Genomic DNA, 21174 nt, shown 5'->3' with positions numbered 1-21174 from the left:
GGCGCGCTCGCTTCAGGAGGACTTGCGAATGATCGGCTACGTAACTCTGGGCACCAATGATCTGCCACGTGCAGCGGCTTTCTATGATGCGATTGCCGAACATTTTGACGTCGGGCGGATGATGGAGTTTGAAACCTTCATCGCTTGGGGAGAAATGGGCGGCGCTCCGGGTATAGCGGCGACATTACCGTTTGACGGGAAAGAAGCGACCACCGGAAACGGCACGATGGTCGCGCTGCAAGTCGATGGGCCAGAAGCTGTGCAGGCGGTCTACGACACGGCCATTGCCAATGGCGCCGCTGACGAGGGGGCGCCCGGACCGCGCGGCGATGACGGATTTTACGCAGGCTATTTCCGCGATCCCGACGGCAACAAACTCAACGTCTTCTGCATGACCCCCGTCTAAGCGTCATGCGCGGATCTAACGCATTTCTCGCGCGCAAATGAACCAGATCGCGGCTTAAATGGCGGCGGGATTAACGGGTCTGTCAGGCTGATACATAGCGCGACAAATTTGCCGTTTTTCGGGATAATCCTGCGACACAGACCCTCTAGAACAGGTTTCATGAGTTGCGGCGGGCATGCCATGGCAAACCCCTCCCCTTTGACAACACGGCCCCTCCCCCTGTGCCGATTGTCTTGCCCGGCAGGTTCGCCGCAGCTCTTCGATAGTAACGAAGTTTTGGAGAATATAATGCGTAAACTGACATTGACCCTTTCTGCTGCCGCCCTTGCACTGGGCGGCGCCGGCGTTGCCTTGGCCGATGGCCACTCGGGCAAACGCGGCATGATGAATGCCGACGCGGATGGCAACGGCATCATCACCCTTGCCGAAACCAAGGCGAAGGCGGACGAACGCTTTGCCAAGATGGATGCAAATTCCGACGGTTTGTTGAATGCCGAAGACCGCGCAGCAAAGCGCGCTGAACGCTTCGCTGAAACCGATGCAAACGGCGATGGCGAAGTCACTGCCGAGGAAATGGCCGCAGCGCGCGAAACCCGTCAGGCTGAACGCGCCGAACGCCGGACAGAGCGCCGCGCAGAGCGCTTTGCCTAACTCGACACCGATAACAGCGGCGGTCTGAGCGAAGCGGAAATGGCCGCTGGCCAAGACGCCCGGAGTGAACGCCGCGGCAATCGCGGTGAGATGCGCCGGGGCGCAAAGCGCGGCGGCAAGGGCGGTATGAAGATGCTGCGTCAGGCCGACACCAACGGTGATAACGCGGTCAGCCGCGCTGAATTCGACGCCGCGATCGAAGCCCGCTTTGCCAGGGCCGATGCCAACGGTGACGGTTCAGTTACCGCCGAAGAACGCGAAGCAGCAAAAGAGGCCCGCAAACAGCAGCGCGGCGAACGCGGTGAACGCGGCCAGCGCGGCGGTGCAGCCACGAACTGACGCGCAAGTTTTGATCCGGGCGAGCTGATTTACCTCTCACCGTCCGGATGAAACCCTCCCGGCCCGGCACGCCGACCCATCGCGGGTTGCGCGCCGGGCCGGTTCCTTTCATGACAGCCGCGCGCGCCGTGCCTTTCGCAGTGCGCTACGGCTTACCCAAGAGATTTCGAGATGAGCGACGACACCCTGATTTCAGTCCTTCTCGTCGATGACGAGCCGACTTTGCGTGAACCGCTGGCTGAATATTTGACCGGTCAGGGTTTTTCCGTGACCGAAGCTAACAGCGCAGCAGCTGCGCGCAGCGAACTGGCGAAATCGACGTTCAATATCGTCCTGCTCGATATCATGATGCCTGGCGAAGACGGTCTGTCGTTTTGCCGCCATCTGGTCGAAACCCAGAAAATTCCCGTCATATTCCTGACCGCCCGCGGCGAACCGACCGACCGGATTGTCGGTCTGGAACTCGGCGCGGACGATTATGTCGTCAAACCGTTTGAGCCGCGCGAGCTCGTCGCGCGAATACGTACGGTCCTGCGCCGGGTTGCGCGCGGACCGGTGGCCCATGAACAGTCCGAAGACTGGCTCTACAAATTCGAAAACTGGCAGCTTGATCCATTGAAGCGCAAGCTGATTGATCCCGAAGGCGCGGTGATCCCGCTATCGACCGCAGAGTTTCGACTGCTACGCGCGTTTCTCGACAATCCGCGCAAAGTGCTCGACCGCGACCGGCTGCTGGACATGGTGCAGGGCCGCACCGCGCACCTGTTCGACCGCGCAGTCGATAACCAGGTCAGCCGCCTGCGCCGCAAGGTTGAAGAGGACAGCCGCGATCCGTTATTGATCCAGACAGTGCGCGGCGGCGGATACCGCTTTGCCGCCGAAGTCCGCCGGGCACCGCTCGGTTCTGGCCCCGGTTCCGGCCCTGAATCTGCATGACGAAATTGCTGCCTCGAAGCCTTTTGGGCCAGACGATGATGGCCATCGGTGCCGCGCTGCTTGTCACCCAGCTGGTGTCTGCGGCGCTGCTTTACCGGGCAGTTGAAAACCGCCAGATCACAGGCCAGCTCAACCGCGCGGCGATCAGCCTGCTGGTCGATCCCGAGGCACGCAGCAACAGGATCGACCGCGCGCTGGAGCGGCGCGGCCTGCGCGGCAATGGCAATGACCGCAGGCAAAATCGCGGTAGGCAGAATCGCCGCATCAGAAACAGCGACACCGCGCCGCTGCTTCCGGGCGAGGCGAATATGGACAGTCAGGTGGCGGAGCTGACCAATATCCTCGGCAGCCAGGGGCTTGATCCCGTTGCGGTCCAGGTGACGCGGCGGCGCGCCGGTGATGACCCCGTCCTACAAGCGCGCGCAAGCAGCAACCGGCGGTTCGCATCACGCGCTGGCTGGGCCGACGAAACGCTGCTGGTGGCTGGCATCCAGCTAGAACCGGGCGGTGTCTGGCGTGTGTCGCGCACGATCGTCCAGCCGCGGGAGCCGCGCACCATCGGCGCAATCGTGACACAAACCGCAATGCTGTTCGTGGTGCTGATGGCGGTGCTGTTTTTCATCCTGCGGCGGATCACCCAGCCGCTCGCGCGCCTGACCGCGCGGGTAAGCGATTTTTCCGAGCATCCTGAACAGACCCGGCCGCTTGAGGAAAGCGGCCCAGCCGACATGCGCGGGCTGATTGCGGCGCATAATGCGATGGAGACCCGCATCAGCGCGCTGCTGGATGAGAAAGACGTGATGCTGGGCGCCATCGGACATGACCTCAAAACACCGCTCGCCGCACTGCGCGTGCGGATCGAAAGCGTGCCGGATGAAAGCCAGCGTGAACGCATGGCCGCATCGATTGAGGATATCACCGCGACTTTGGACGACATCCTGACGCTGGCGCGGGTAGGCCGTTCGCAAAACGAGATCGAAAAGGTTGAACTGGGCGCGCTGGCTGGCAGCATTGTCGATGAATTCGAAGATCTGGGTGAGCCGGTCACTCTTGGCAAAACGTCGCGGACGGTTGCTCCGGTGCAGGTCACATGGCTGAAACGGGCGCTGCGCAATCTTGTCAGCAATGCCGTGCGTTACGGCGAGAGCGCGGCGGTTTCGGTCTTTTCCGATGGTGATCAGGCGGTGCTGCGCGTTGATGATACCGGTCCCGGCATCCCGCCAGACCGGATCGCCGATATGCTGGAGCCGTTCACTCGGGGTGAGGCTTCGCGCAATCGCTCCACCGGAGGAGCAGGCTTGGGCCTGACGCTTGCACGGGCGATTGCCGAACAGCACGGAGGCACTCTGGTGTTGGCCAACCGCGAAAACGGCGGGCTGCGGGCGGAGATCCGTATTCCGCTGACCGCCCGCCAAACGCCCTAACGCATCAGCCCGCCGATCAGGTTGCGCACGAACCGGCCTGCAATCGGACCGGCAAGGTCAGTCGCTATCGACCCCGCAGCCGATGTTATGCCCGACGCGACCGGATTCGCGCGGCTTTTCTTGCCCAGCACTGCTGCCGCCGCCGCACCGGCCATGCCGCCAGCGGCAACCTTGGTCCCGCGCGACATTGCTTTTTCCCAGATCGATTTGGACTTGCGAGGACGCTTGCGCACTTCCTCTTCGCCTTTTTCAGCAACCTCTTCGGCGGTTTCAGCGGCGTCGGCGGCTTTCTGCGCGAGCACTTCCTCGGCGCTTTCACGGTCGATTGCCTCGTCGTATTTGCCGTCAAACGGGCTGACCGACTGAATGATTGCGCGCTCTTTTTTATTCACCGGACCAAGGCGCGAACGCGGCGGTTTGATGAGGGTGCGCTGCACGATGGTCGGCGCGCCTTCCTCATCCAGCGTTGAAACCAGCGCCTCGCCTACGCGCAGTTCGGTGATGACCTCCTCTGTGTCCAGATCGTCATTGATGCGGAATGTTTCCGCCGCCGCCTTGATCGCGCGCTGATCCCGTTTGGTAAAGGCGCGCAGCGCATGCTGGACGCGGTTGCCGAGCTGTCCGGCGACTTCTTCGGGAATGTCGATCGGGTTTTGTGTGACGAAGAACACGCCAACACCTTTGGACCGGATCAGGCGAACGACCTGCTCGATCTTTTCCTGCAAAGCCTTGGGCGCATCATCAAACAGCAGGTGCGCTTCATCAAAGAAGAACACGAGGCTGGGTTTTTCCGGGTCGCCAACCTCTGGCAGGCTTTCAAACAGTTCTGCCAGCAGCCACAGCAGGAACGTCGCGTAAAGTTTGGGGCTGCGCATCAGTTTATCGGCGGCCAGCACATTGACATAACCGCGCCCGGTCTCATCCGTTTTCAGGAAATCGTCGATCTCCAGCGCTGGTTCGCCAAAAAAGTGGTCCGCGCCTTGCGCTTCGAAACTGAGCAATTGCCGCTGGATCGCGCCAACCGATTGCTTCGACACATTGCCGTAAACGCCGGACAGCTCTTTTGAATTTTCGTATGCCCATTGCAGCAGCGATTGCAGATCGCCGAAATCGAGCAGCAGCAGGCCATTGTCATCAGCATGGCGGAACACGATCTGCAGCACGCCTTCCTGCGTATCGTTAAGGTCGAGCAGGCGGGACAGCAGCAGCGGCCCCATTTCGGTGATCGTGGTGCGGATCGGATGGCCCTGCTCTCCGTAAAGATCCCAGAAAATGACCGGATTGTCGGAATAGGCGAAATCTTCCATGCCCAGATCCTTGGCCCGCCCTTCCAGCTTGTCGGCATGTTTGAAAGTGGGCGAGCCGGGCATGGCGATGCCGGACAGATCGCCCTTCACATCGGCGACAAATACCGGGACGCCGTTTGCGGAAAAACTCTCTGCCAGGCCCTGGAGCGTGACGGTTTTGCCCGTGCCGGTCGCACCTGCAATCAGCCCGTGCCTGTTGGCCCGGCTTAAAGCGAGGCTCTGATTTTCGCCATTACCGCCCAACCCTAGGAAAATATCGCTCATGCCGGGACTGCCCCTTACCGTTTGTCCGTTCGATGCCGGAATGCAGAGCCAAATCGTAGCGGTCAAGCACTCGACTTGATCTGCCAATGGGCTAAGGCGCATCTCATGGGTTCCAAAGCTCCATTCGTACTGCTTGACGATGCGCGCAGCGAAAATGCTGCCGATGCGTTGCTGTATGAAAACCCGTCAGAGATTTTTACAGCCGTCCGGCCCGATCAGGTAGAGGACACGCTAGCGCGCGCGTCGAAGGCGCAGGGCGAAGGGCGCGGCACGCTGGCAGGCTATATCGCGTATGAAGCGGGCCTTTCGCTGGAGCCGAAACTGGCCGGTGCAGCGACGGGGCGCAGCGGCGATGCTGGTCCGCTTGTCTGGCTGGGCCTGTTTGGTGAGCCGCAGCGCATCCCTGCGGCCGATGTCCCGGCGTGGCTGGCTGGCCAAAGCGATGGCACCGCGTCTGTTGGGCCGATGGAGCCGCAGCTTTCGCCCGGCGGATATGACGCGGCGTTTGCCGCCATGCGGGAGGCGATCCATGCGGGCGATATCTATCAGGCCAACCTGACCTATCCGCTGGCCGGTTCGTATCGCGGCGATCCGATTGCGCTGTACGCCTCGCTGCGCCCCTCAGCGCAGGCGGGATATGGCGGCATCCTGTTCGACGGATCGCACTGGCTTCTAAGCTTCTCGCCCGAATTGTTCGTCTCGCTTGACGGGGACAGGGCAAAGGCCAAGCCGATGAAAGGCACGCGGCCGCGCGGCGCAGATGCCGCCGAGGATGCGCAGCTTGCCGAGGAACTTGCCTCTTCGGTCAAAGACCGCGCAGAAAACCTGATGATCGTCGATTTGATGCGCAATGATCTATCGCGCGTGGCGGTGCCGGGCAGCGTGCGGGTCGATGCGCCTTTCGCGGTCGAAAGCTATCCCACGGTTCACCAAATGGTTTCCAGCGTGCGCGCGCAATTGGCGCCCGAATACGGCGCGATGGATATGGTGCGCGCACTGTTTCCCTGCGGGTCGATCACCGGAGCGCCAAAAATTCGCGCAATGGAGCTGATTGGCGAACACGAGAGGGACAGCCGCGGCCCTTATTGCGGAGCAATCGGCCGGATCGATGCAAACGGCGATGCGGCATTCAACGTGGCGATCCGCACGCTGCGCCTGACCCCTATTGAAAACGGTCAGGGCACTGCGGTTCTGGGCGTCGGCTCGGCAATTGTCGCGGACAGCGATCCGATGGCCGAACGGCGTGAGTGCGAGGTCAAGGCAGGCTTTATCCGCCGGTCATCACCCGATCATACCGCGCCGCAATTCGACCTCATCGAGACAATGGAATTCAACCCCGAAATCGGCATCGCCCTGCTGGAGCTGCATCTGGCACGCATGAAGAAAAGCGCGCAGGCGCTAGGGTTTGAATTTGATCGTCATGCCGCGCGCAACCAGATCCAGGCGCTGTGTTTCGAGCTGGAGCAGCCGGCAAAGCTGCGGATGCTTGTCTCGCGCAAAGGCGCAACCGCGCTTGAGACCGGACCGATGCCAGCGGCCCTGCCTGATCCTGCACCCGTGATCGCGCTGCCCAACCCGCTTGATCCGTCCGACTGGCGGCTTGCGCATAAAACCAGCGACCGGGGCTTTTACGAGGACGCGCTGGATGCAGCGCACGGCGCGGGCGCGGTCGAGGCTATTCTGGTGCGCGGCGATGGCCTTGTGACAGAAGGGTGCTACACCAATATCTTCGTAGAGCGCGATGGAATGTTGCTGACCCCGCCTGCCGCGCTCGGCCTGCTGCCGGGCGTCTTGCGCGAATTTCTGATCGAGAAGAAAAGCGCACGCGAGGCCAACCTGACGCTGGACGATCTTTCCCATGGCTTTCTGCTCGGCAATGCCGTGCGCGGCCTTTTCAAAGGCACGCTGATATGAATATCCCGATCCTGTTCGAAGACGGCGAGGCGCTTGTCATCAACAAACCCGCCGGATTGCCCGTCGACCGGCCAAAACGCGGCGGGCCGGCGCTGTTTGACCATATCGAGCAACTGAAACTCGGCTTCCAGCGTCCGCCTGTCGCGGTGCACCGGCTGGACACCGACACCAGCGGCTGCCTGCTGATGGCGCGCAATCCCAAGGCGCTGAAACGGTTCAACAAGGCATTCGAGGATCGGCTCGTGGGCAAGACATATCTTGCCATCATCGATTTCGAGCCTGCGCAGCCATCCGGCACGATCGAATTGTCGCTTTCCAAGATCAGCTCGGCGGAAAAAGGCTGGCGCATGATTGCTGCGAAGAAGGGCAAACCTGCGATCTCTCACTGGGAGCTGCTGGAAACCATCGGCGAAGGGAGCAAGAAACGCTCGCTTATCCGTTTTCGTCCTGAAACCGGGCGCACGCACCAATTGCGCGTCCACGCATTGCAAGGGCTGGGCGCGCCGCTGCTGGGCGATCCGGTTTACGGCCCTGTTCGCGGACAGAATAAAGGCGCGCCTCGCACCATGCTTCACGCAGAGGCGATCCATGTCAGCCGCGCGGGCAAGGATGCAGTCAGCGCCTTTGCTCCGTTCCCGGAAGATTTCATTCGCGCCGGTCTGACTGCGCCTGAACCGCCTGCCCCGCCAGAGCGTAAGCAAGCCGAACCGGCGCCGACCACCGACTGACTCTGCCCGATGGATAAGGATCTGCTCAACCGCGCGCACGGCGCAGCAGAGGAAAGTTTCCTCGCCGGGTCGGGTCCGGGCGGGCAGAACGCCAACAAGGTCGCGACCGAGGTGCAGCTGCGCGTCAACATTTACGCGCTGCGCCTGCCGCCGCCGGTTTTTGCGCGGCTGCGCGACATTGCCGGGTCAAAGCTGACGAGTGCGGGCGACCTGCTGATCACGGCCCGCCAGCACCGCACGCAAGATGCGAATCGGCAGGCCGCGCGCAACAAACTTGAAGAGATATTGGAGGATGCGCATCGCCAGCCGAAAAAACGTGCCAAAACGCGCGTAAACCGGATCGGCAAGACGAAACGGCTGAAATCCAAGAAAGCGCGGGGGGAAGTGAAGGCAAAACGGGGCAAGGTCAGCCGTTCCGATTGGTAACCGGCGCGTGCTGTTCCGCTTGACTTTTGCACATGGTTCGCTCATTTGCGCGCCCTGAAACGGCGGTGCACGACGCGCCGCCCTTATTTTTTCAGGCCGACAGGCCACCACCCGATCTTAGGAAACCATCATGGCGAAGCCTGCAACCGTCAAGATCAAGCTCGTCTCGACCGAGGGCACGGGCTTTTACTACACGACCAAAAAGAACCCGCGCAACATCACCGAAAAAATGGTGTTCCGTAAATATGATCCGGTCGCGAGAAAGCACGTCGAATTCAAAGAAGCGAAGATCAAGTAAGTCTTTGCCAGTCAGGCGATTGGCCGGGCATTTGCATCGGCATCACCTTGCCACTTGAATTCCTTGCAGTTCAGCCGCAGTTCAACGCCTCATCCATAGGACACGAGGCATGAAATTGCTGAACCCATTCTCCGATAGCCGTCCCCGCAATCTGCCGGGCCGAATCGCCCTTGCCGGGGCAGCAGGCGCGCTTGCGCTGACCGTCCCGCTCGGCTCACCCTCCCAGATTGTGCCCGCAGCGCAGGCGCAGGCGACCAGCGCGGATATGGACCGCGCGGTATCCGCCTTGCGCGCCATTTCGACCATGCGCGCCGATTTCACACAAACCGACCGTGCCGGAAACATCGTGCGCGGCACGATGACGCTGAAACGTCCCGGCAAAATCCGCTTTGACTACGGCAAGGATGCCGACCTTCTGGTCGTGTCCAATGGCAAATCGCTGTACATGGTCGATTACGAGGTACGACAGGTCGAACGCTGGCCGATCCGCAATTCGCCGCTCGGCGCGCTGCTGGATCCGGGCCGCGACGTTAAGCAATATGGCAAGCTCAATCCGACCAGCAATTCCGACGTGCTGAGCATCGAGGTGCGCGATCCCAAGCGGCCTGAATTCGGCGTCATGAACCTGATCTTTGTTCGCAATCCGGCTGCTCCGGGCGGAATGCAGCTGACCCATTGGGTCGCGCTGGATGCGCAGAATTATCGCACCACCGTGCGTCTGACGAATCACCGTTACGGAATGAGCGTGCCGGAAAGCACTTTTAAGTTCCGCGACCCGCGCCGCGCGTCTCGTCGTCCGGGGTAAACGGTTCAACGGCCAGAAGTTGTAGGAATGCGACAAAACCCGCGCATCATTCATATACGTGAAAGCCGGAAGCGCGTATTTCTACAAGAACAAGGAGGCTGAAGGTCTAAGTTCCCCCCCTGTTGCTATGATCTTCGTGAAGGCCGTCTTGGACAAGCGTGACGAACGCTAAATGGACCCCTGCCCCACCGCCCCCGGGGTAGGGGTTTATTTTTGTCCGCCCGTTATTCCCAGCCAAACGCCTTGCGAATGATGTCGTAGACCTTGTTCTGCTCCATCACGCCGCGCGCCTCGCCTGCGCCGGGGCCTTGCGCGTAAAGCGCCACGTCTTCGCCCGCATGCGTTTCGCTGCCAGTGGGAATTGCTGATTGCTGCTGCGCGTTGACGCCGGTTTCAGGCATGGGCCGCTCCGCCATGTTGGCGATGGAGCCGGGGCCGTTACCGTATCCCAGGGTCGTGTAGGGTTTACCATCCTCGGCGGTGGCAGCCTCCGCAACTTCTTCGCCACCTTCGGCAGGGGGGACGACCAGCCCAAGGATGTCGTTACCGCGCCGCGGATAGCCTGCGATGGTGAAAACGTGGCTGTGATCCGCTGTCACCAAGATCAGCGTTTCTTCCGGATCGGTGTTGTCGATCGCGTATTGGATCGCGCGCGCGAATTCGACCGTTTCTTCCAGCGCCCATCCGGCGCGCCCGGCATGGTGACCGTGATCGATGCGGCCCGATTCGACCATTAGGTAATAGCCATCGGGATCGCTCTGCAGCCGCCCCATGGCTTGCGCGGTCATATCGGTCAGCGTCGGTTCGGCGGAGGTTTCCTCGCGCTGGGCCATGTAGGTCATGTGGCTTGGCGAAAAGATACCCAGCACCGGCTTGTCCATCGGTGCAGCTGCCAGTTCGGCGGCATCGCGCACAAAGCTGCCGCCTGTGCGGGCGGCCCAATTGGCGGGCAGGTTCGCGCTTTCATCGGCGCGGCGTCCGCCAAATTCGCTGCCAAAGAACGCGGCCAGACCGCCTCCCAGCGCCACGTCCCACTCGGCACTTATCAGCTGGCTTGCAATATCATCACAGCCCAGACCCTGCTGGTCTTCCGGGATTGCGGCATCAGCCTCCCAATTGCGGTCCGCACTGCGCGCGTAAACGCTGGCAGGGGTCGCATGGGTCAGGCGCGCGGTAGAGACGATGCCAAGCGCTAAGCCTTTGGCTTTCACTTCCTCGCCCAGCAATGGCAGCGGATTGGCTAGCGCCGATGCGCAGTCGCCGCGCACGGCATCTGGGCCAATGCCCAAAACGCCGATCCGCGTTTTCTTGCCCGAGTGCATCGCCGTCGCCGTGCCCGCACTGTCGGGCACCTGCGCATTGGTGTTGTAGGTTTTGACCAGCGCGACGTTTTCGAACGCTTCGAACGGCAGGACATATTCCTCGCCCGTTTGCCCACGCTTTTGCCCGGCGTAAATGCGAGCGGCAGTAATGGTGGAAATGCCCATGCCATCGCCGATGAACAGGATCACGTTTTTCGCTTTTGCCGGGGTCTGCGCATCTGGTTCGCCCGCCGCTGACAGGCCATCGCTGTAATTGTAATTGTTGGTCGTGGTGGCACATGCCGATAGCGGCAGAACCGCCGATGCGAGCAGGGCGGCGAATTTGGGCGAACGGATCATCGGTGTGTCTCCTAGACAATATCCGCGGTGCTATCGGATCAAAGTGTGACGTGAAAGTGAAAGGTGGAGTTTCTGCCCGTCTCATCCTAAATCGCTGCGCATGGTTTCTGTAGCTACCTGGAACATCAATTCCGTCCGCCTGCGCCTGCCGCTCGTCGAGAAATACCTGCGCGAGGAAGCGCCCGACATCCTGTGCCTGCAGGAAATTAAATGTCAGGAACATCAATTTCCCGCAGAGGCGCTGGCAAAGCTTGGCTACGAACATCAGGCGGTCCACGGGCAAAAGGGGTATCACGGCGTTGCGACAGTCAGCCGCCTACCGATCCGCGAAATCTCGCGCTATGACTGGCAGGACAATGGCGAGGCGCGGCATGTCGGTGTCGAGGTAGTCGGCAAGGATATGATCGTCGAGAATGTCTACGTGCCCGCAGGCGGCGACGTGCCCGACCGCGAGGTGAATGCGAAATTCGGCCAAAAGCTGGATTTTCTGGAGCGCATGACCCGCTGGGCCGATGCGCTAGACAAACCCACGTTGATTGTTGGCGATTTCAACATCGCTCCGCTGGAAAGCGACGTGTGGAGCCACAAGCAGTTGCTGAAAGTCGTCAGCCACACCCCGCTTGAGGTGGATACGCTCCAGCGGTTCAAGGATGCGCGCGGCTTTGTCGATATCGGGCGCGAGCATATCCGCGATCCCGAACGTTATTTTAGTTGGTGGTCGTATCGCTCGCCCGACTGGCGCAAGAATGATCGAGGGCGCAGGCTGGATCACATGTGGGCCAGCGCCGATCTTGCAAAGCAGGCGGTTGGCCACCGTATCCTCGAGGATGCGCGCAGCTGGGAAAAACCATCCGATCACATCCCGCTACTCACGGAGTTCGATCTCTGAGCGAGAGCGCACCTTCACCAGCGCGCCGCGCCGCGCAAGCGGTTGATGCGCTGCGCCACGGCTGGCCGCTCGCATTTGACGGCGGCCCGGTGCTCCTGCCGGTTGAAACGGCCATCGCGAGCGGTGCGATGGCGCCGCAAATGCTGATTTCATCGGCCCGCGCAGCCACGCTTAAGCTCGCCAACCAATTAGAGGCAGCGGCCCCTCAGGCGCCGGTTCTGATCCGGGGAGGAGAGCCATTCTCCTTGCGCGATGCCGTGCCGATTGCGGACCCTGCGCTCGATCTCGACAAGCCGATGAAAGGCCCGTTCCGCGCGGAAAATCTCGATTGGCAGGGCCCAGCGCAGGCCGCGCTCGAACTGGCGCGGATCGCCGGAATTTTGCCTGCGTTTCTGGTCGATCCGAAAGATGCGGGCGAAGCGCAGCCTGTCAGTGTCAGCGACCTTACCGCTTACAAACAGACTGGCGCGCTCAAAATCGTGACGCGCGCGCGCCTGCCCGTCACGGCCAGCGATACGGCAGAGATCGTCGCGTTCCGCTCGTCTGCCGACACGCGCGAGCATGTTGCGCTGATCATCGGAGAGCAGCGCGGGGACCGAACACCGCTGGTCCGGTTGCATTCGGAGTGCCTGACAGGGGACATCCTCGGCAGCCTCAAATGCGATTGCGGACCGCAGCTGGACGCAGCGCTCGCGGCGATGGCGGATCATGCAGCGAACGACGGAGGATGGGGCGCACTGCTGTATATGCGGCAGGAAGGGCGCGGCATCGGCCTGGTGAACAAACTGCGCGCCTACCGGCTTCAGGATGAAGGGTTCGATACAGTCGATGCGAACCAGCGGCTCGGCCTGCCGGACGAAGCGCGCGATTTCGCCACGGCTGCGCGAATGCTGGACCTGCTGGGCGCGAACACGATCCGTTTGATGACCAACAATCCGAAAAAGGTCGATGCGCTGGCGCAGGCCGGGATCGCCGTAAGCGAGCGGGTGGCGCATCAATTGCCGGATAACCCGCACAATGCGCGTTACCTAGCGACCAAACGCGACCGGTCTGGGCATTTGCTCACATGAAGGGGCCGCAGATCCCGATCACGCTTCGGCCCGAGATGCCGGGGGACGAAGAGACGATCCACCGGCTCACCGAAGCAGCCTTCAGAGATATGCCCTTTTCAGACGGCGACGAGCATCACCTTGTCGACCAGCTGAGAAAGGCAGGCGATCTGACACTGTCCCTGATTGCAGAGGATGCGGAACGGATCGTAGGTCACATCGCGATGTCGCCGGTGACAATCACCGACGGTGCGCGGGACTGGTACGGGCTGGGCCCGGTGTCGGTCTGGCCCGAAATCCAGCGGCGCGGGATTGGCGGCGCGCTGATCAAACGGGCGATTGCCGATATTCGCGCGTCGGGGGCGAAGGGCATCGTTTTGCTGGGCAGCAACGAATATTATCCGCGCTTTGGCTTTATGCGTGAACCGCAGCTTACCTATCCCGGCGCGCCTGCGGAATATTTCCAGTGCCTAGTTTTGGATGGAGAATTGCCAAGCGGAACGGTGTCTTTCGCGCCCGCTTTCGGTTAAAGCTTTAGCGCCGCTCGAACTGCTGCAACCCTTGGGCGAGGCGATTGCCCGACATCGAAATGCTCGCGCCGGTCCAGTCGGCCAGAAACGTGCTTGAACGCCTGAGACCGGGCACGAAGCGCGCTTCATTACCGTTCACGGTAAGGCCATCGGAGGAATGGATCTGCTGCTCTGCGCCGAGCGCGATGAATGCGGAGTAATTCTCTTTATCGCGGCCCTGCACAAACCAGTTGTTCGCGATCCGCCCCGTGCTGCCCGCTGGCAGGTCGATCATGTAATTGGTGCCGCTGCCATTGGCATCATCGAACGAATTGTTCTCAATCACGACATTGCCCGCGCGCGCTTTCAGGTAATGCCCGCCGCGCCCGCGTTCAAAGCGGCTTTCACGAACGGTCAGCTCGCCATAATCGCCGGTGTAGATCGAATGCGCGCACCCGGCAGAATTTTCGCAAGTGCCCAGACCGCTAAAGGTAGAGCGCGTGATGTAAATTCGGCCGCCGGGATCATTCGCGGTCAAGATGCCCTGCTGGCTATCAAGGAAACGCGTGAAAGCAACGTTGAGCGCGCCTTTTTCCAGCCGGATGCCCGCACCATTCCCGTCGCGGACATTGATGCCGGTAAATGTCAGTCCGCGAATTTCTGCGCCGCTGCCGCGCAGCACCAGCGCCGCCTTGCCTTCGCAGGCGGTGCCTTCGAAGATGGACGTGCCGTATTCGCGCGCAGTATAAGTGATCACGCCCTGCGTCTGCACGGCGCATTGCTGGTAGGTGCCCGGCGCAATTTCGATGGTGGCCCTGCCCGCTCCGACGGAGTTGACCGCGCTTTGCAGCGTATCGAAACCGCGCCCCGTCTCCTCAACGACAAAGGCTGCACGCGGCGGCTGCTGCGCCAGCAATGCCGCCAGCGGGATCAGCGCAGCGCACACACCGGCCACGCCAAAGCTAATCGCAATCCACTTGGTGGAGAGCGTTGGCGCAGGGGGGCGGATATCATGCGGGCGGGCCATATGCTGCTAGTGATAGAGCAAACTGGTTAAATACGGGCTAAGCACCGGTTAAGGGCATTAAGGCCGCCCTGATGATGATGCGACCGCGGCCAATGCCGACCACCACAAATTCGCTCTTGGCGAGTGCCCGCGGTGTTCGCTACACCCCGCCCAGAAAAATATGACACCCGAGGAGGATCGACCAATGAAAACACTCACCCGCATGGCCGTGATCGGCACCGCGACCTTTGCTCTTGCCGCGTGCGGCAGCAGCGATGACGCATCGAGCGACCTTGAGGTTGAAACGGTCGAGGAAGTCGCGGACGAGGCGCTGGAGCCTGTGACCGAGATGCCGGTCGAAGACAGCGCCGCAGCCATCGAAGAAGTCGAAGCGCCCGCGCCGGTCGATACCCAGACAGCCAACGAAGCCGCCGATGCAGCGGAAAATGTCGCCGCCGCAGTCGAAGCGGCAGAGGCTGCCGAAGCCGCTGCGGCAGCGGATGCGGCGGCAAACGCAGACGCCGCAGCCGCCGCTCTCGAAAGCGAATGACGAACCCCGGATCGCGCTTTGCCATAGCGGGCTTGCTTCTGACCGCACTGCCATCCTGCGGCGAGGCTCCGGGCACAGCTCCGGGCGCCGTTAGCGAAGGCGAAGCGCGCGCGCTGGAAGAGGCCGCTGAAATGCTGGACGAGCGCCGCCTGCCCGAAGGGGCGCTGCCCGAAACCGGCGCGCCTGAAGAGGCGGCTGACGAAGGCTCCGAAATGACAGGCGACAGCGCAGGCTGAATACGGCCAAAACCCGACATATCCCGAACAAGGACAGATGCTGCATGAATGCCCCGACCAACCCCGTTCGCTCAAATCCCGGAATGGACGAAGATGTATTCGAACAATTTGCCGAGCAGCTTGACCGGTATGTCGCAGAGCGGCTGATCCCGGCGGAAAGTGACCTGATCGAAGCTGACGCGGTGCCGCCTGAAATCGTGCAGGAAATGCGCGAGATGGGCCTGTTCGGAATTTCCGTGCCGGAGGAATATGGCGGGGCGGGGCTGAACGTCACGCAATATGCGCGGGTGGTGAACGCGATGAGTTACGCCGCGCCCGCTTACCGTTCGATCTTCTCAATCAATGTGGGCATGTTTGCCAGCGCGCTAAAAAACGGCGGGACAGAGGCGCAGCGGGCCGAATGGTATCCCAAACTGGTCGAAGGCAAGATTGCCTGTTTCGGGCTGACAGAGCCGGGATCGGGCAGTGACAGCGCGGCGATGCAAACCACCGCCACGCCTGACCCGGACGGCAACGGGTGGGTGCTCAATGGCACGAAACGCTATATCACCAATGCGCCGCACGCCGATGTTGCGCTGATCATGGCGCGCACCGAAAAAGACGCGCTACCCAAGAACGCCCATGTCAGCGCGTTCCTTGTACCCATGAATACACCGGGCGTTTCAACCGGATCGCCGGACAAGAAAATGGGCCAGTCCGGCAGCCACATCTCCGACATCATGCTCGACGATGTGAAAGTGCCCGGCGATGCCCTGCTTGGCGGCGAAACCGGCATGGGCTTCCGCTTTGCAATGCAGAGCCTCGACAATGGCCGCATCAGCGTGGGGGCAGCGGCCACCGGTTATGCTCGCCGCGCGCTCGATTCCGCGCTGCGTTACGCAAATGAGCGCAAAGCGTTTGGCGAACCCATTGCCCGTTTTCAGCTGATTCAGGCGATGCTCGCCGACAGCGAAACAGAGATTTACGCCGCCGAGTGCATGATGAGGGACGTGACCGCGCGCGCGGATCGCGGCGAGAACATCATCACCAAAGCCGCCGCGTTCAAAGTCTTCGCCTCCGAAATGTGCGGGCGCGTGGTGGACCGCGTGGTGCAGATCTATGGCGGCGCAGGCTATCTGGCCGAATACGATGCCGAGCGGTTCTACCGCGATGCGCGCATTTACCGCATTTACGAAGGCACGACCCAGATCCTGCAGCTCCAGATCGCCAAGCATATGCTGCGCGAATGGGAAGCAGCCAATTCCTGATCGCGGCGCGCCAGCCTAGGAACAGCCATGTACAACCTGTTATCTGACCTCTCTATCATCGAGGTTTCCAGCTTCGTCGCCTCCCCCACTGCGGGCCTGTATTGCGCCCAACTGGGTGCGGAGGTCATCCGCATCGATCACAAGGCAGGCGGGCTAGATTACGACCGCTACATGCTGACGGAGGAGGGCCGCTCGCTATCCTGGGAGAACCTCAACCGCGCCAAGAAATCGGTCGCGCTGGACCTGCGCAGCGGTGAAGGGCGCGAGCTGTGCGTGGAGCTGGCAGCAAAGACCGGGCAGTGCATCACCAACCTGCCGGAAAAGAGCTTTCTCAGCCACGCCGCGATGAAGGCTGCGCAAGCCGCACTTGGACCGGAAGGCGCACCCGATATGACATCGGTCCGCATCATGGGCTGGCATGATGGGCGCCAGGCGATGGATTTCACGGTGAACGCAGCCAGCGGGTATCCGCTGATGACAGGGCCGGAAGACTGGGACATGCAAACCGCGCCGCCGGTTAATCAGGTTCTGCCCGCATGGGATTTCATCACCGGGGCGTATTGCGCCTTTGCCCTGATGGCGGCGCTGCGCCACCGCGATGCAGGTGGGCAGGGCAGCGAAGTGCGCGTGCCGCTGGGCGATGTCGCCATTGGAACGGTCGCCAATTCGGGCATGATGGCCGAGATGCTGTTTCGCGGCGCGGACCGGCAGCGACTGGGCAATGCGATCTGGGGCGCGTTCGGGCGCGATTTCCGGTCCAAGGACGGCGTGCGCTTCATGGTCGCCGCGCTCACGGCAAAACAATGGGACGGTCTGGTCAAAGCGTTCGGGCTGGAAGTGCCCATCGGGCAGCTGGAGGTCGAGGTTGGCGTCACCTTTGCCGATGGAGACGATCCGCGTTTCAAACACCGCCACCGCCTGTTCGACCTGTTTCAGCGCGTCGCGGGCAGCCACGATTACGCCGCGCTGGAATCGCTCATGTCAGCCCATGGCTGCACTTTTGAGAAATATCGCACCGCACACGAGGCTGCGAACGATCCGGTGCTGGTGGCGGATAATCCGCTGTTTGGCCCCTCACCGGCGAACCCGTCCGGCTTTGAATATCCAGCGGCCCGCAGCTTTGCCAATTTCCCCGCGCAAGAAGCTGGCGATCCCGCACCCGCGCCGTATCTTGGCCAGCATTCCGAAGAGGTGCTGGCCGAACGCCTCGGCCTATCCAGCGGCGCCATTGGCAAGCTGGTGGATGCGGGCACTGTCGCCCTCTCCGATGCCAATCGCAATTAAGGACACGCAATGACCAGAAGAGCCGCCATCGTATCGCCGCTGCGCACCCCGGTTGGAAAATTTCTGGGCGGGCTGTCCAGCCTTAACGCAGGCGAGCTTGGCGCGATTATCCTCAAGGCTCTGGTCGAAAGGTCCGGCATTGATCCCGAACGTGTCGATGATGTGGTTTTCAGCCAGGGTTACGGCAATGCAGAGGCGCCGGCGATAGGCCACTGGTCATGGCTGGCAGCGGGGTTGCCGCTGGAGGTTCCGGGTTACCAGCTGGACCGGCGCTGCGGCTCTGGCGTTCAGGCCGTCGCCAACGCGGCGATGATGGTGGAAACGGGCATGGCAGACGTAGTGGTCGCAGGTGGGTGCGAGAGCATGTCCAACGTCGAACATTACACATTGCAGGGGCGCGGCGGCGCGCGCATGGGCGACATCACCCTGCATGACCGGTTGTCGCGCGGACGGTTGATGAGCCAGCCTATCGAACGGTTCGGCGTGATCACCGGGATGATCGAAACTGCAGAAAACCTCGCCAAGGATTACGAGATCAGCCGCGAGGAGGCCGATGCCTTCGCGGTGCGATCACATCAGAACGCGGCCTCTGCGTGGAAAGAGGGCAAGTTCGATGCGCATCTGGTGCCAGTAGAGGTGCCTCAGCGGCGCGGCGATCCGGTGACTTTCGCCCAAGACGAGGGATACCGCGCCGATGCCTCGATGGAGACGCTTGGCACGCTGCGCGCCATTGACGGACGCCGCGACCCAGACGCCATCGTCACGGCGGGCAATGCCAGCCAGCAGAACGATGCAGCGGCGGCATGTCTGGTTGTTGCAGAGGACAAGCTGGAGGAGCTTGGCCTTGAACCATCGCTGTGGTTCGGCGGGTGGGCCGCCGCGGGCTGCGATCCTTCGCGCATGGGCATCGGCCCGGTGCCTGCGACCAAGCGCCTGTTTGAACGGCGCGGTTACAGCTGGGACGATATCGGCCTTGTCGAACTGAACGAGGCGTTCGCGCCGCAGGTGCTCGCCGTGCTGAAAGGGTGGGGCTGGAGCGATGATGATAGCCGCTGCGATATCCTGAACGTTAACGGCTCGGGCATTTCGCTGGGCCACCCGATTGGCGCGACGGGCGGGCGCATCCTTGCCGATATGGCCGCTGAGATGCACCGGCGCGAGGTCCGCTACGGGCTGGAGACTATGTGCATCGGCGGAGGCCAAGGCATCGCCGCAATATTCGAGCGCGCCACCTGATGAGCGCATTCGCCAGCTGGATTGGCCGTGCACAATCGGCCAGCGACACGCTGGATGAAGCGCGCGCGGCGCGATGGCTCGCGACATTTGATCTGAGCGCGCACATGGGCGAGGCCATGCCGCAGGGTATCCACTTCTGCCTCTGCACCCCCGACGCGCCGACCGCGCAGCTAGGCAAAGATGGTCATCCAGCGCGGGATACCAGCGAGGCGAGCTTCCTTCCGCCGTTCCCGATGCCGCGCCGGATGTGGGCGTCGAGCAGGATCGCCTTTCACGCACCGATAGCGGTGGGCGCAGCGATCAGCCGGTTAAGCACCGTCGCCTCCGTCTCCGAGAAGTCGGGGAGCAGCGGACGCCTTGCGTTTGTCGATATTGAGCACCGGACGCAGGCCGATGGCGCGCTCGCGGTGAGCGAGATGCAAACGCTTGTCTACCGCGATGTGGCTGCGGCTGATGCACCGCTGGTCCCGCCACAGCCGGGCGCGGACGCTTTCGATCCCTCAAGGTGGGAGGCGCACCGCCAAATCCTGCCTGATCCGCGCCTTCTGTTCCGCTTCAGCGCGCTCACGTTCAACACCCACCGCATCCACTACGACGCGCACTATGCGCGCGAGGTGGAGCGGTATCGCGGGCTGGTGGTGCATGGACCGCTGACGGCCAGCCTGTTGTTACAGCTTGCCGCGGGCGAGCTGGGCGACAACGCGCTCACCAGCTTCGCCTTTCGCGGCCTCTCGCCTGCGATCTGCGGAGAGGCATTGCATCTGGTCATGCGCAAGACCGGCGAGGGATCGGAATTTGAACTCGGCGCATTCGCGAGCGATGGCAGGCACGTCATGTCGGCAAAGGCCGCGATCTAGCTTCCGGCTTTGGGCGGGCGACCGCGCCGTGGCCGCTGAGTCCGCGGCGCCTCGATCCCCCGCCCTTTCAATGCTTCTCGCAGCAGCATTTCGATCTGCGCATTGGCAGAGCGCAATTCGGCCGCTGCCAGCCGCTCAACCGCGGCGTGGACCGCCGGATCGAGCCGCAGGGCGAAGGCTTTCTTCGCCGGTTTCTCTGGCTTTTTCGGCGCAGCCATCGCTGCCTCCCGTCATCGCGGATTACTGGTAGAGCGTTCCGGCGTTCACCACCGGCTGCGCCTCTCGGTCGCCGCACAACACGATCATGAGGTTTGAAACCATCGCGGCGCGGCGTTCATCGTCAAGTTCCACGATCCCGTCGCGTGACAGTTTATCAAGGGCGTCCTCAACCATGCCGACGGCGCCAATCACCACTTTCTTGCGGGCTGCGATAACCGCATCAGCCTGTTGGCGGCGCAGCATTGCGCCTGCAATTTCAGGCGCATAGGCCAAGTGGGTTAGGCCCGCTTCATCGACTACGATGCCTGCGACCAACAGCCGCTCATTGAGTTCAACGCGCAGTTCGTTGGCGACCACCTCAGCGCTGCCGCGCAGAGTCGTCTCATCCTCATCCGACATATCGTCATAGGGATGGCGAGCGCCCACGGTACGCAGTCCCGCCTCAATCTGGATGTTGACGAATTCCTTGTAATCATCGACATCGAACACCGCCTGAGCGGTATCGGATACGCGCCACACGACGTTGCAGGCAATTTCAATCGGGTTGCCGCGCAGATCGTTGATCTTGACCTTGTCGGAGTGGATGTTGTGCGCGCGCACGCTGATCTTATTTTTCAGCATCCAGGGCCAAACCCATTGCAGCCCTTCTTTACGAACAGTGCCGCGATATTCGCCGAACATCGTGATGACCGCCGCTTGATTGGGCTGGATCATGAAAAACCCGATGCTCAGGAAAAGTGCAAGGATCAGTCCGGCAATCACACCGATGACGAAATATCCCTTGCCGCCCATGGCGATCCCGATGAGCTGCGGGAGTATTAAAGCGGCAAGGACCACCAACAGCATAATATAGCCGTTATACCCCGTCGCGCCGCTTTCCCGGCTTACCGCCATTGCGTGTGAATTATCCGCCACTTCAATTCCCCTTCATAT

At 61.8% G+C, this 21174-nt stretch carries 24 protein-coding genes; 19 read left to right on the top strand and 5 right to left on the bottom strand.

All coding sequences use genetic code 11. From position 1 onward, the window contains the following. Positions 1-28 precede the first annotated feature (28 nt). The 5 genes from ACGHU1_RS11065 (at position 29) to ACGHU1_RS11045 (ending at position 3756) form a co-directional block, all read left to right on the top strand. On the top strand, positions 29-406 hold the full coding sequence (locus ACGHU1_RS11065) for a VOC family protein (RefSeq protein ID WP_390586872.1): 378 nt from the start codon (positions 29-31) through the stop codon (positions 404-406). A 288-nt stretch (positions 407-694) separates the two neighbouring features. Further along, positions 695-1057, top strand: a complete 363-nt coding sequence (locus ACGHU1_RS11060) for a signal transduction protein (protein ID WP_390586871.1) — start codon at positions 695-697, stop codon at positions 1055-1057. 39 nt (positions 1058-1096) lie between these two features. Further along, positions 1097-1396 (top strand): hypothetical protein, encoded by a 300-nt coding sequence (locus tag ACGHU1_RS11055; protein ID WP_390586869.1) that lies wholly within the window; start codon positions 1097-1099, stop codon positions 1394-1396. Positions 1397-1567: 171 nt separating this feature from the next. Next, the gene (locus ACGHU1_RS11050) at positions 1568-2332 is read left to right on the top strand and encodes a response regulator (RefSeq protein ID WP_390586867.1); all 765 of its coding nucleotides are present in this window, start codon (positions 1568-1570) and stop codon (positions 2330-2332) included. A 35-nt stretch (positions 2333-2367) separates the two neighbouring features. Next, positions 2368-3756, top strand: a complete 1389-nt coding sequence (locus ACGHU1_RS11045) for an ATP-binding protein (RefSeq protein ID WP_390586864.1) — start codon at positions 2368-2370, stop codon at positions 3754-3756. On the opposite strand, the gene ACGHU1_RS11040 is transcribed toward ACGHU1_RS11045, so the two are convergent. Then, positions 3753-5327 carry a helicase HerA-like domain-containing protein gene (locus ACGHU1_RS11040; RefSeq protein ID WP_390586861.1) on the bottom strand — a complete coding sequence of 525 codons (1575 nt, stop codon included), beginning with the start codon at positions 5325-5327 and terminating at the stop codon, positions 3753-3755. The genes ACGHU1_RS11045 and ACGHU1_RS11040 overlap by 4 nt on opposite strands. A gap of 105 nt (positions 5328-5432) precedes the next feature. Between ACGHU1_RS11040 and pabB the strand changes: the two genes are divergently transcribed. The 5 genes from pabB to ACGHU1_RS11015 all read left to right on the top strand — a co-directional run bounded on the left by pabB (position 5433) and on the right by ACGHU1_RS11015 (position 9498). After that, entirely contained in the window at positions 5433-7241 is a 1809-nt protein-coding gene (gene pabB / locus ACGHU1_RS11035; protein WP_390586859.1) for an aminodeoxychorismate synthase component I, read from the top strand. After that, a complete protein-coding gene (locus ACGHU1_RS11030; protein WP_390586857.1) occupies positions 7238-7969 on the top strand; it encodes an RluA family pseudouridine synthase in 732 nt (243 codons plus the stop codon). The genes pabB and ACGHU1_RS11030 overlap by 4 nt, the downstream gene beginning before the upstream one ends. 9 nt (positions 7970-7978) lie before the next feature. After that, positions 7979-8395: an alternative ribosome rescue aminoacyl-tRNA hydrolase ArfB gene (arfB, locus tag ACGHU1_RS11025; protein ID WP_390586854.1), complete on the top strand. Its 417-nt coding sequence runs from the start codon at positions 7979-7981 to the stop codon at positions 8393-8395. A gap of 130 nt (positions 8396-8525) precedes the next feature. Further along, positions 8526-8693 carry a 50S ribosomal protein L33 gene (gene rpmG / locus ACGHU1_RS11020; RefSeq protein ID WP_108789883.1) on the top strand — a complete coding sequence of 56 codons (168 nt, stop codon included), beginning with the start codon at positions 8526-8528 and terminating at the stop codon, positions 8691-8693. Between the two features lie 109 nt (positions 8694-8802). Then, a complete protein-coding gene (locus ACGHU1_RS11015; protein WP_390586852.1) occupies positions 8803-9498 on the top strand; it encodes an outer membrane lipoprotein carrier protein LolA in 696 nt (231 codons plus the stop codon). 224 nt (positions 9499-9722) lie between these two features. On the opposite strand, the gene ACGHU1_RS11010 is transcribed toward ACGHU1_RS11015, so the two are convergent. Continuing rightward, complete coding sequence (locus ACGHU1_RS11010; RefSeq protein WP_390586851.1) at positions 9723-11159, bottom strand: alkaline phosphatase; 1437 nt, start codon at positions 11157-11159, stop codon at positions 9723-9725. 100 nt (positions 11160-11259) lie between these two features. Here ACGHU1_RS11010 and xth point away from each other — a divergent pair, with 100 nt between their 5' ends. The 3 genes from xth (at position 11260) to ACGHU1_RS10995 (ending at position 13627) form a co-directional block, all read left to right on the top strand. Continuing rightward, a complete protein-coding gene (gene xth / locus ACGHU1_RS11005; protein WP_390586849.1) occupies positions 11260-12048 on the top strand; it encodes an exodeoxyribonuclease III in 789 nt (262 codons plus the stop codon). Between the two features lie 89 nt (positions 12049-12137). Further along, the gene (gene ribA, locus ACGHU1_RS11000) at positions 12138-13118 is read left to right on the top strand and encodes a GTP cyclohydrolase II (protein ID WP_390586847.1); all 981 of its coding nucleotides are present in this window, start codon (positions 12138-12140) and stop codon (positions 13116-13118) included. Then, positions 13115-13627, top strand: coding sequence for a GNAT family N-acetyltransferase (locus tag ACGHU1_RS10995; protein ID WP_390586845.1), 513 nt, complete (start codon positions 13115-13117; stop codon positions 13625-13627). The genes ribA and ACGHU1_RS10995 overlap by 4 nt, the downstream gene beginning before the upstream one ends. A 4-nt stretch (positions 13628-13631) precedes the next feature. Here ACGHU1_RS10995 and ACGHU1_RS10990 read toward each other — a convergent pair whose 3' ends face one another. After that, positions 13632-14633 (bottom strand): right-handed parallel beta-helix repeat-containing protein, encoded by a 1002-nt coding sequence (locus tag ACGHU1_RS10990; RefSeq protein ID WP_390586843.1) that lies wholly within the window; start codon positions 14631-14633, stop codon positions 13632-13634. A gap of 184 nt (positions 14634-14817) precedes the next feature. On the opposite strand from ACGHU1_RS10990, the gene ACGHU1_RS10985 reads away from it, so the two are divergent. The 6 genes from ACGHU1_RS10985 to ACGHU1_RS10960 are packed head-to-tail and all read left to right on the top strand — an operon-like array spanning position 14818 to position 20022. Beyond that, a complete protein-coding gene (locus ACGHU1_RS10985) occupies positions 14818-15162 on the top strand; it encodes a hypothetical protein (protein WP_390586841.1) in 345 nt (114 codons plus the stop codon). Further along, a complete protein-coding gene (locus ACGHU1_RS10980; RefSeq protein ID WP_390586839.1) occupies positions 15159-15398 on the top strand; it encodes a hypothetical protein in 240 nt (79 codons plus the stop codon). Before ACGHU1_RS10985 ends, ACGHU1_RS10980 begins: the two co-directional genes overlap by 4 nt. A gap of 44 nt (positions 15399-15442) precedes the next feature. Further along, positions 15443-16645, top strand: a complete 1203-nt coding sequence (locus ACGHU1_RS10975) for an acyl-CoA dehydrogenase family protein (protein WP_390586838.1) — start codon at positions 15443-15445, stop codon at positions 16643-16645. A gap of 27 nt (positions 16646-16672) precedes the next feature. Beyond that, positions 16673-17929 (top strand): CoA transferase, encoded by a 1257-nt coding sequence (locus ACGHU1_RS10970; RefSeq protein WP_390586836.1) that lies wholly within the window; start codon positions 16673-16675, stop codon positions 17927-17929. A 9-nt stretch (positions 17930-17938) separates the two neighbouring features. Next, positions 17939-19165 carry an acetyl-CoA C-acetyltransferase gene (locus ACGHU1_RS10965; protein ID WP_390586834.1) on the top strand — a complete coding sequence of 409 codons (1227 nt, stop codon included), beginning with the start codon at positions 17939-17941 and terminating at the stop codon, positions 19163-19165. Next, positions 19165-20022, top strand: coding sequence for a MaoC family dehydratase N-terminal domain-containing protein (locus tag ACGHU1_RS10960; RefSeq protein WP_390586832.1), 858 nt, complete (start codon positions 19165-19167; stop codon positions 20020-20022). The genes ACGHU1_RS10965 and ACGHU1_RS10960 overlap by 1 nt, the downstream gene beginning before the upstream one ends. On the opposite strand, the gene ACGHU1_RS10955 is transcribed toward ACGHU1_RS10960, so the two are convergent. Both ACGHU1_RS10955 and ACGHU1_RS10950 read right to left on the bottom strand, forming a co-directional pair. Next, positions 20019-20240, bottom strand: a complete 222-nt coding sequence (locus tag ACGHU1_RS10955; protein ID WP_390586830.1) for a toxin-antitoxin system HicB family antitoxin — start codon at positions 20238-20240, stop codon at positions 20019-20021. The genes ACGHU1_RS10960 and ACGHU1_RS10955 overlap by 4 nt on opposite strands. A 22-nt stretch (positions 20241-20262) precedes the next feature. After that, the gene (locus ACGHU1_RS10950; protein ID WP_390587043.1) at positions 20263-21135 is read right to left on the bottom strand and encodes an SPFH domain-containing protein; all 873 of its coding nucleotides are present in this window, start codon (positions 21133-21135) and stop codon (positions 20263-20265) included. Positions 21136-21174: the final 39 nt, after the last annotated feature.

The organism is Erythrobacter sp. MTPC3 (genome assembly GCF_042854385.1).
Lineage (GTDB): Bacteria > Pseudomonadota > Alphaproteobacteria > Sphingomonadales > Sphingomonadaceae > Erythrobacter.
The sequence above is the reverse complement of the archived record's forward strand: the minus strand, read 5'-3'. Positions and strand labels throughout refer to the sequence as shown.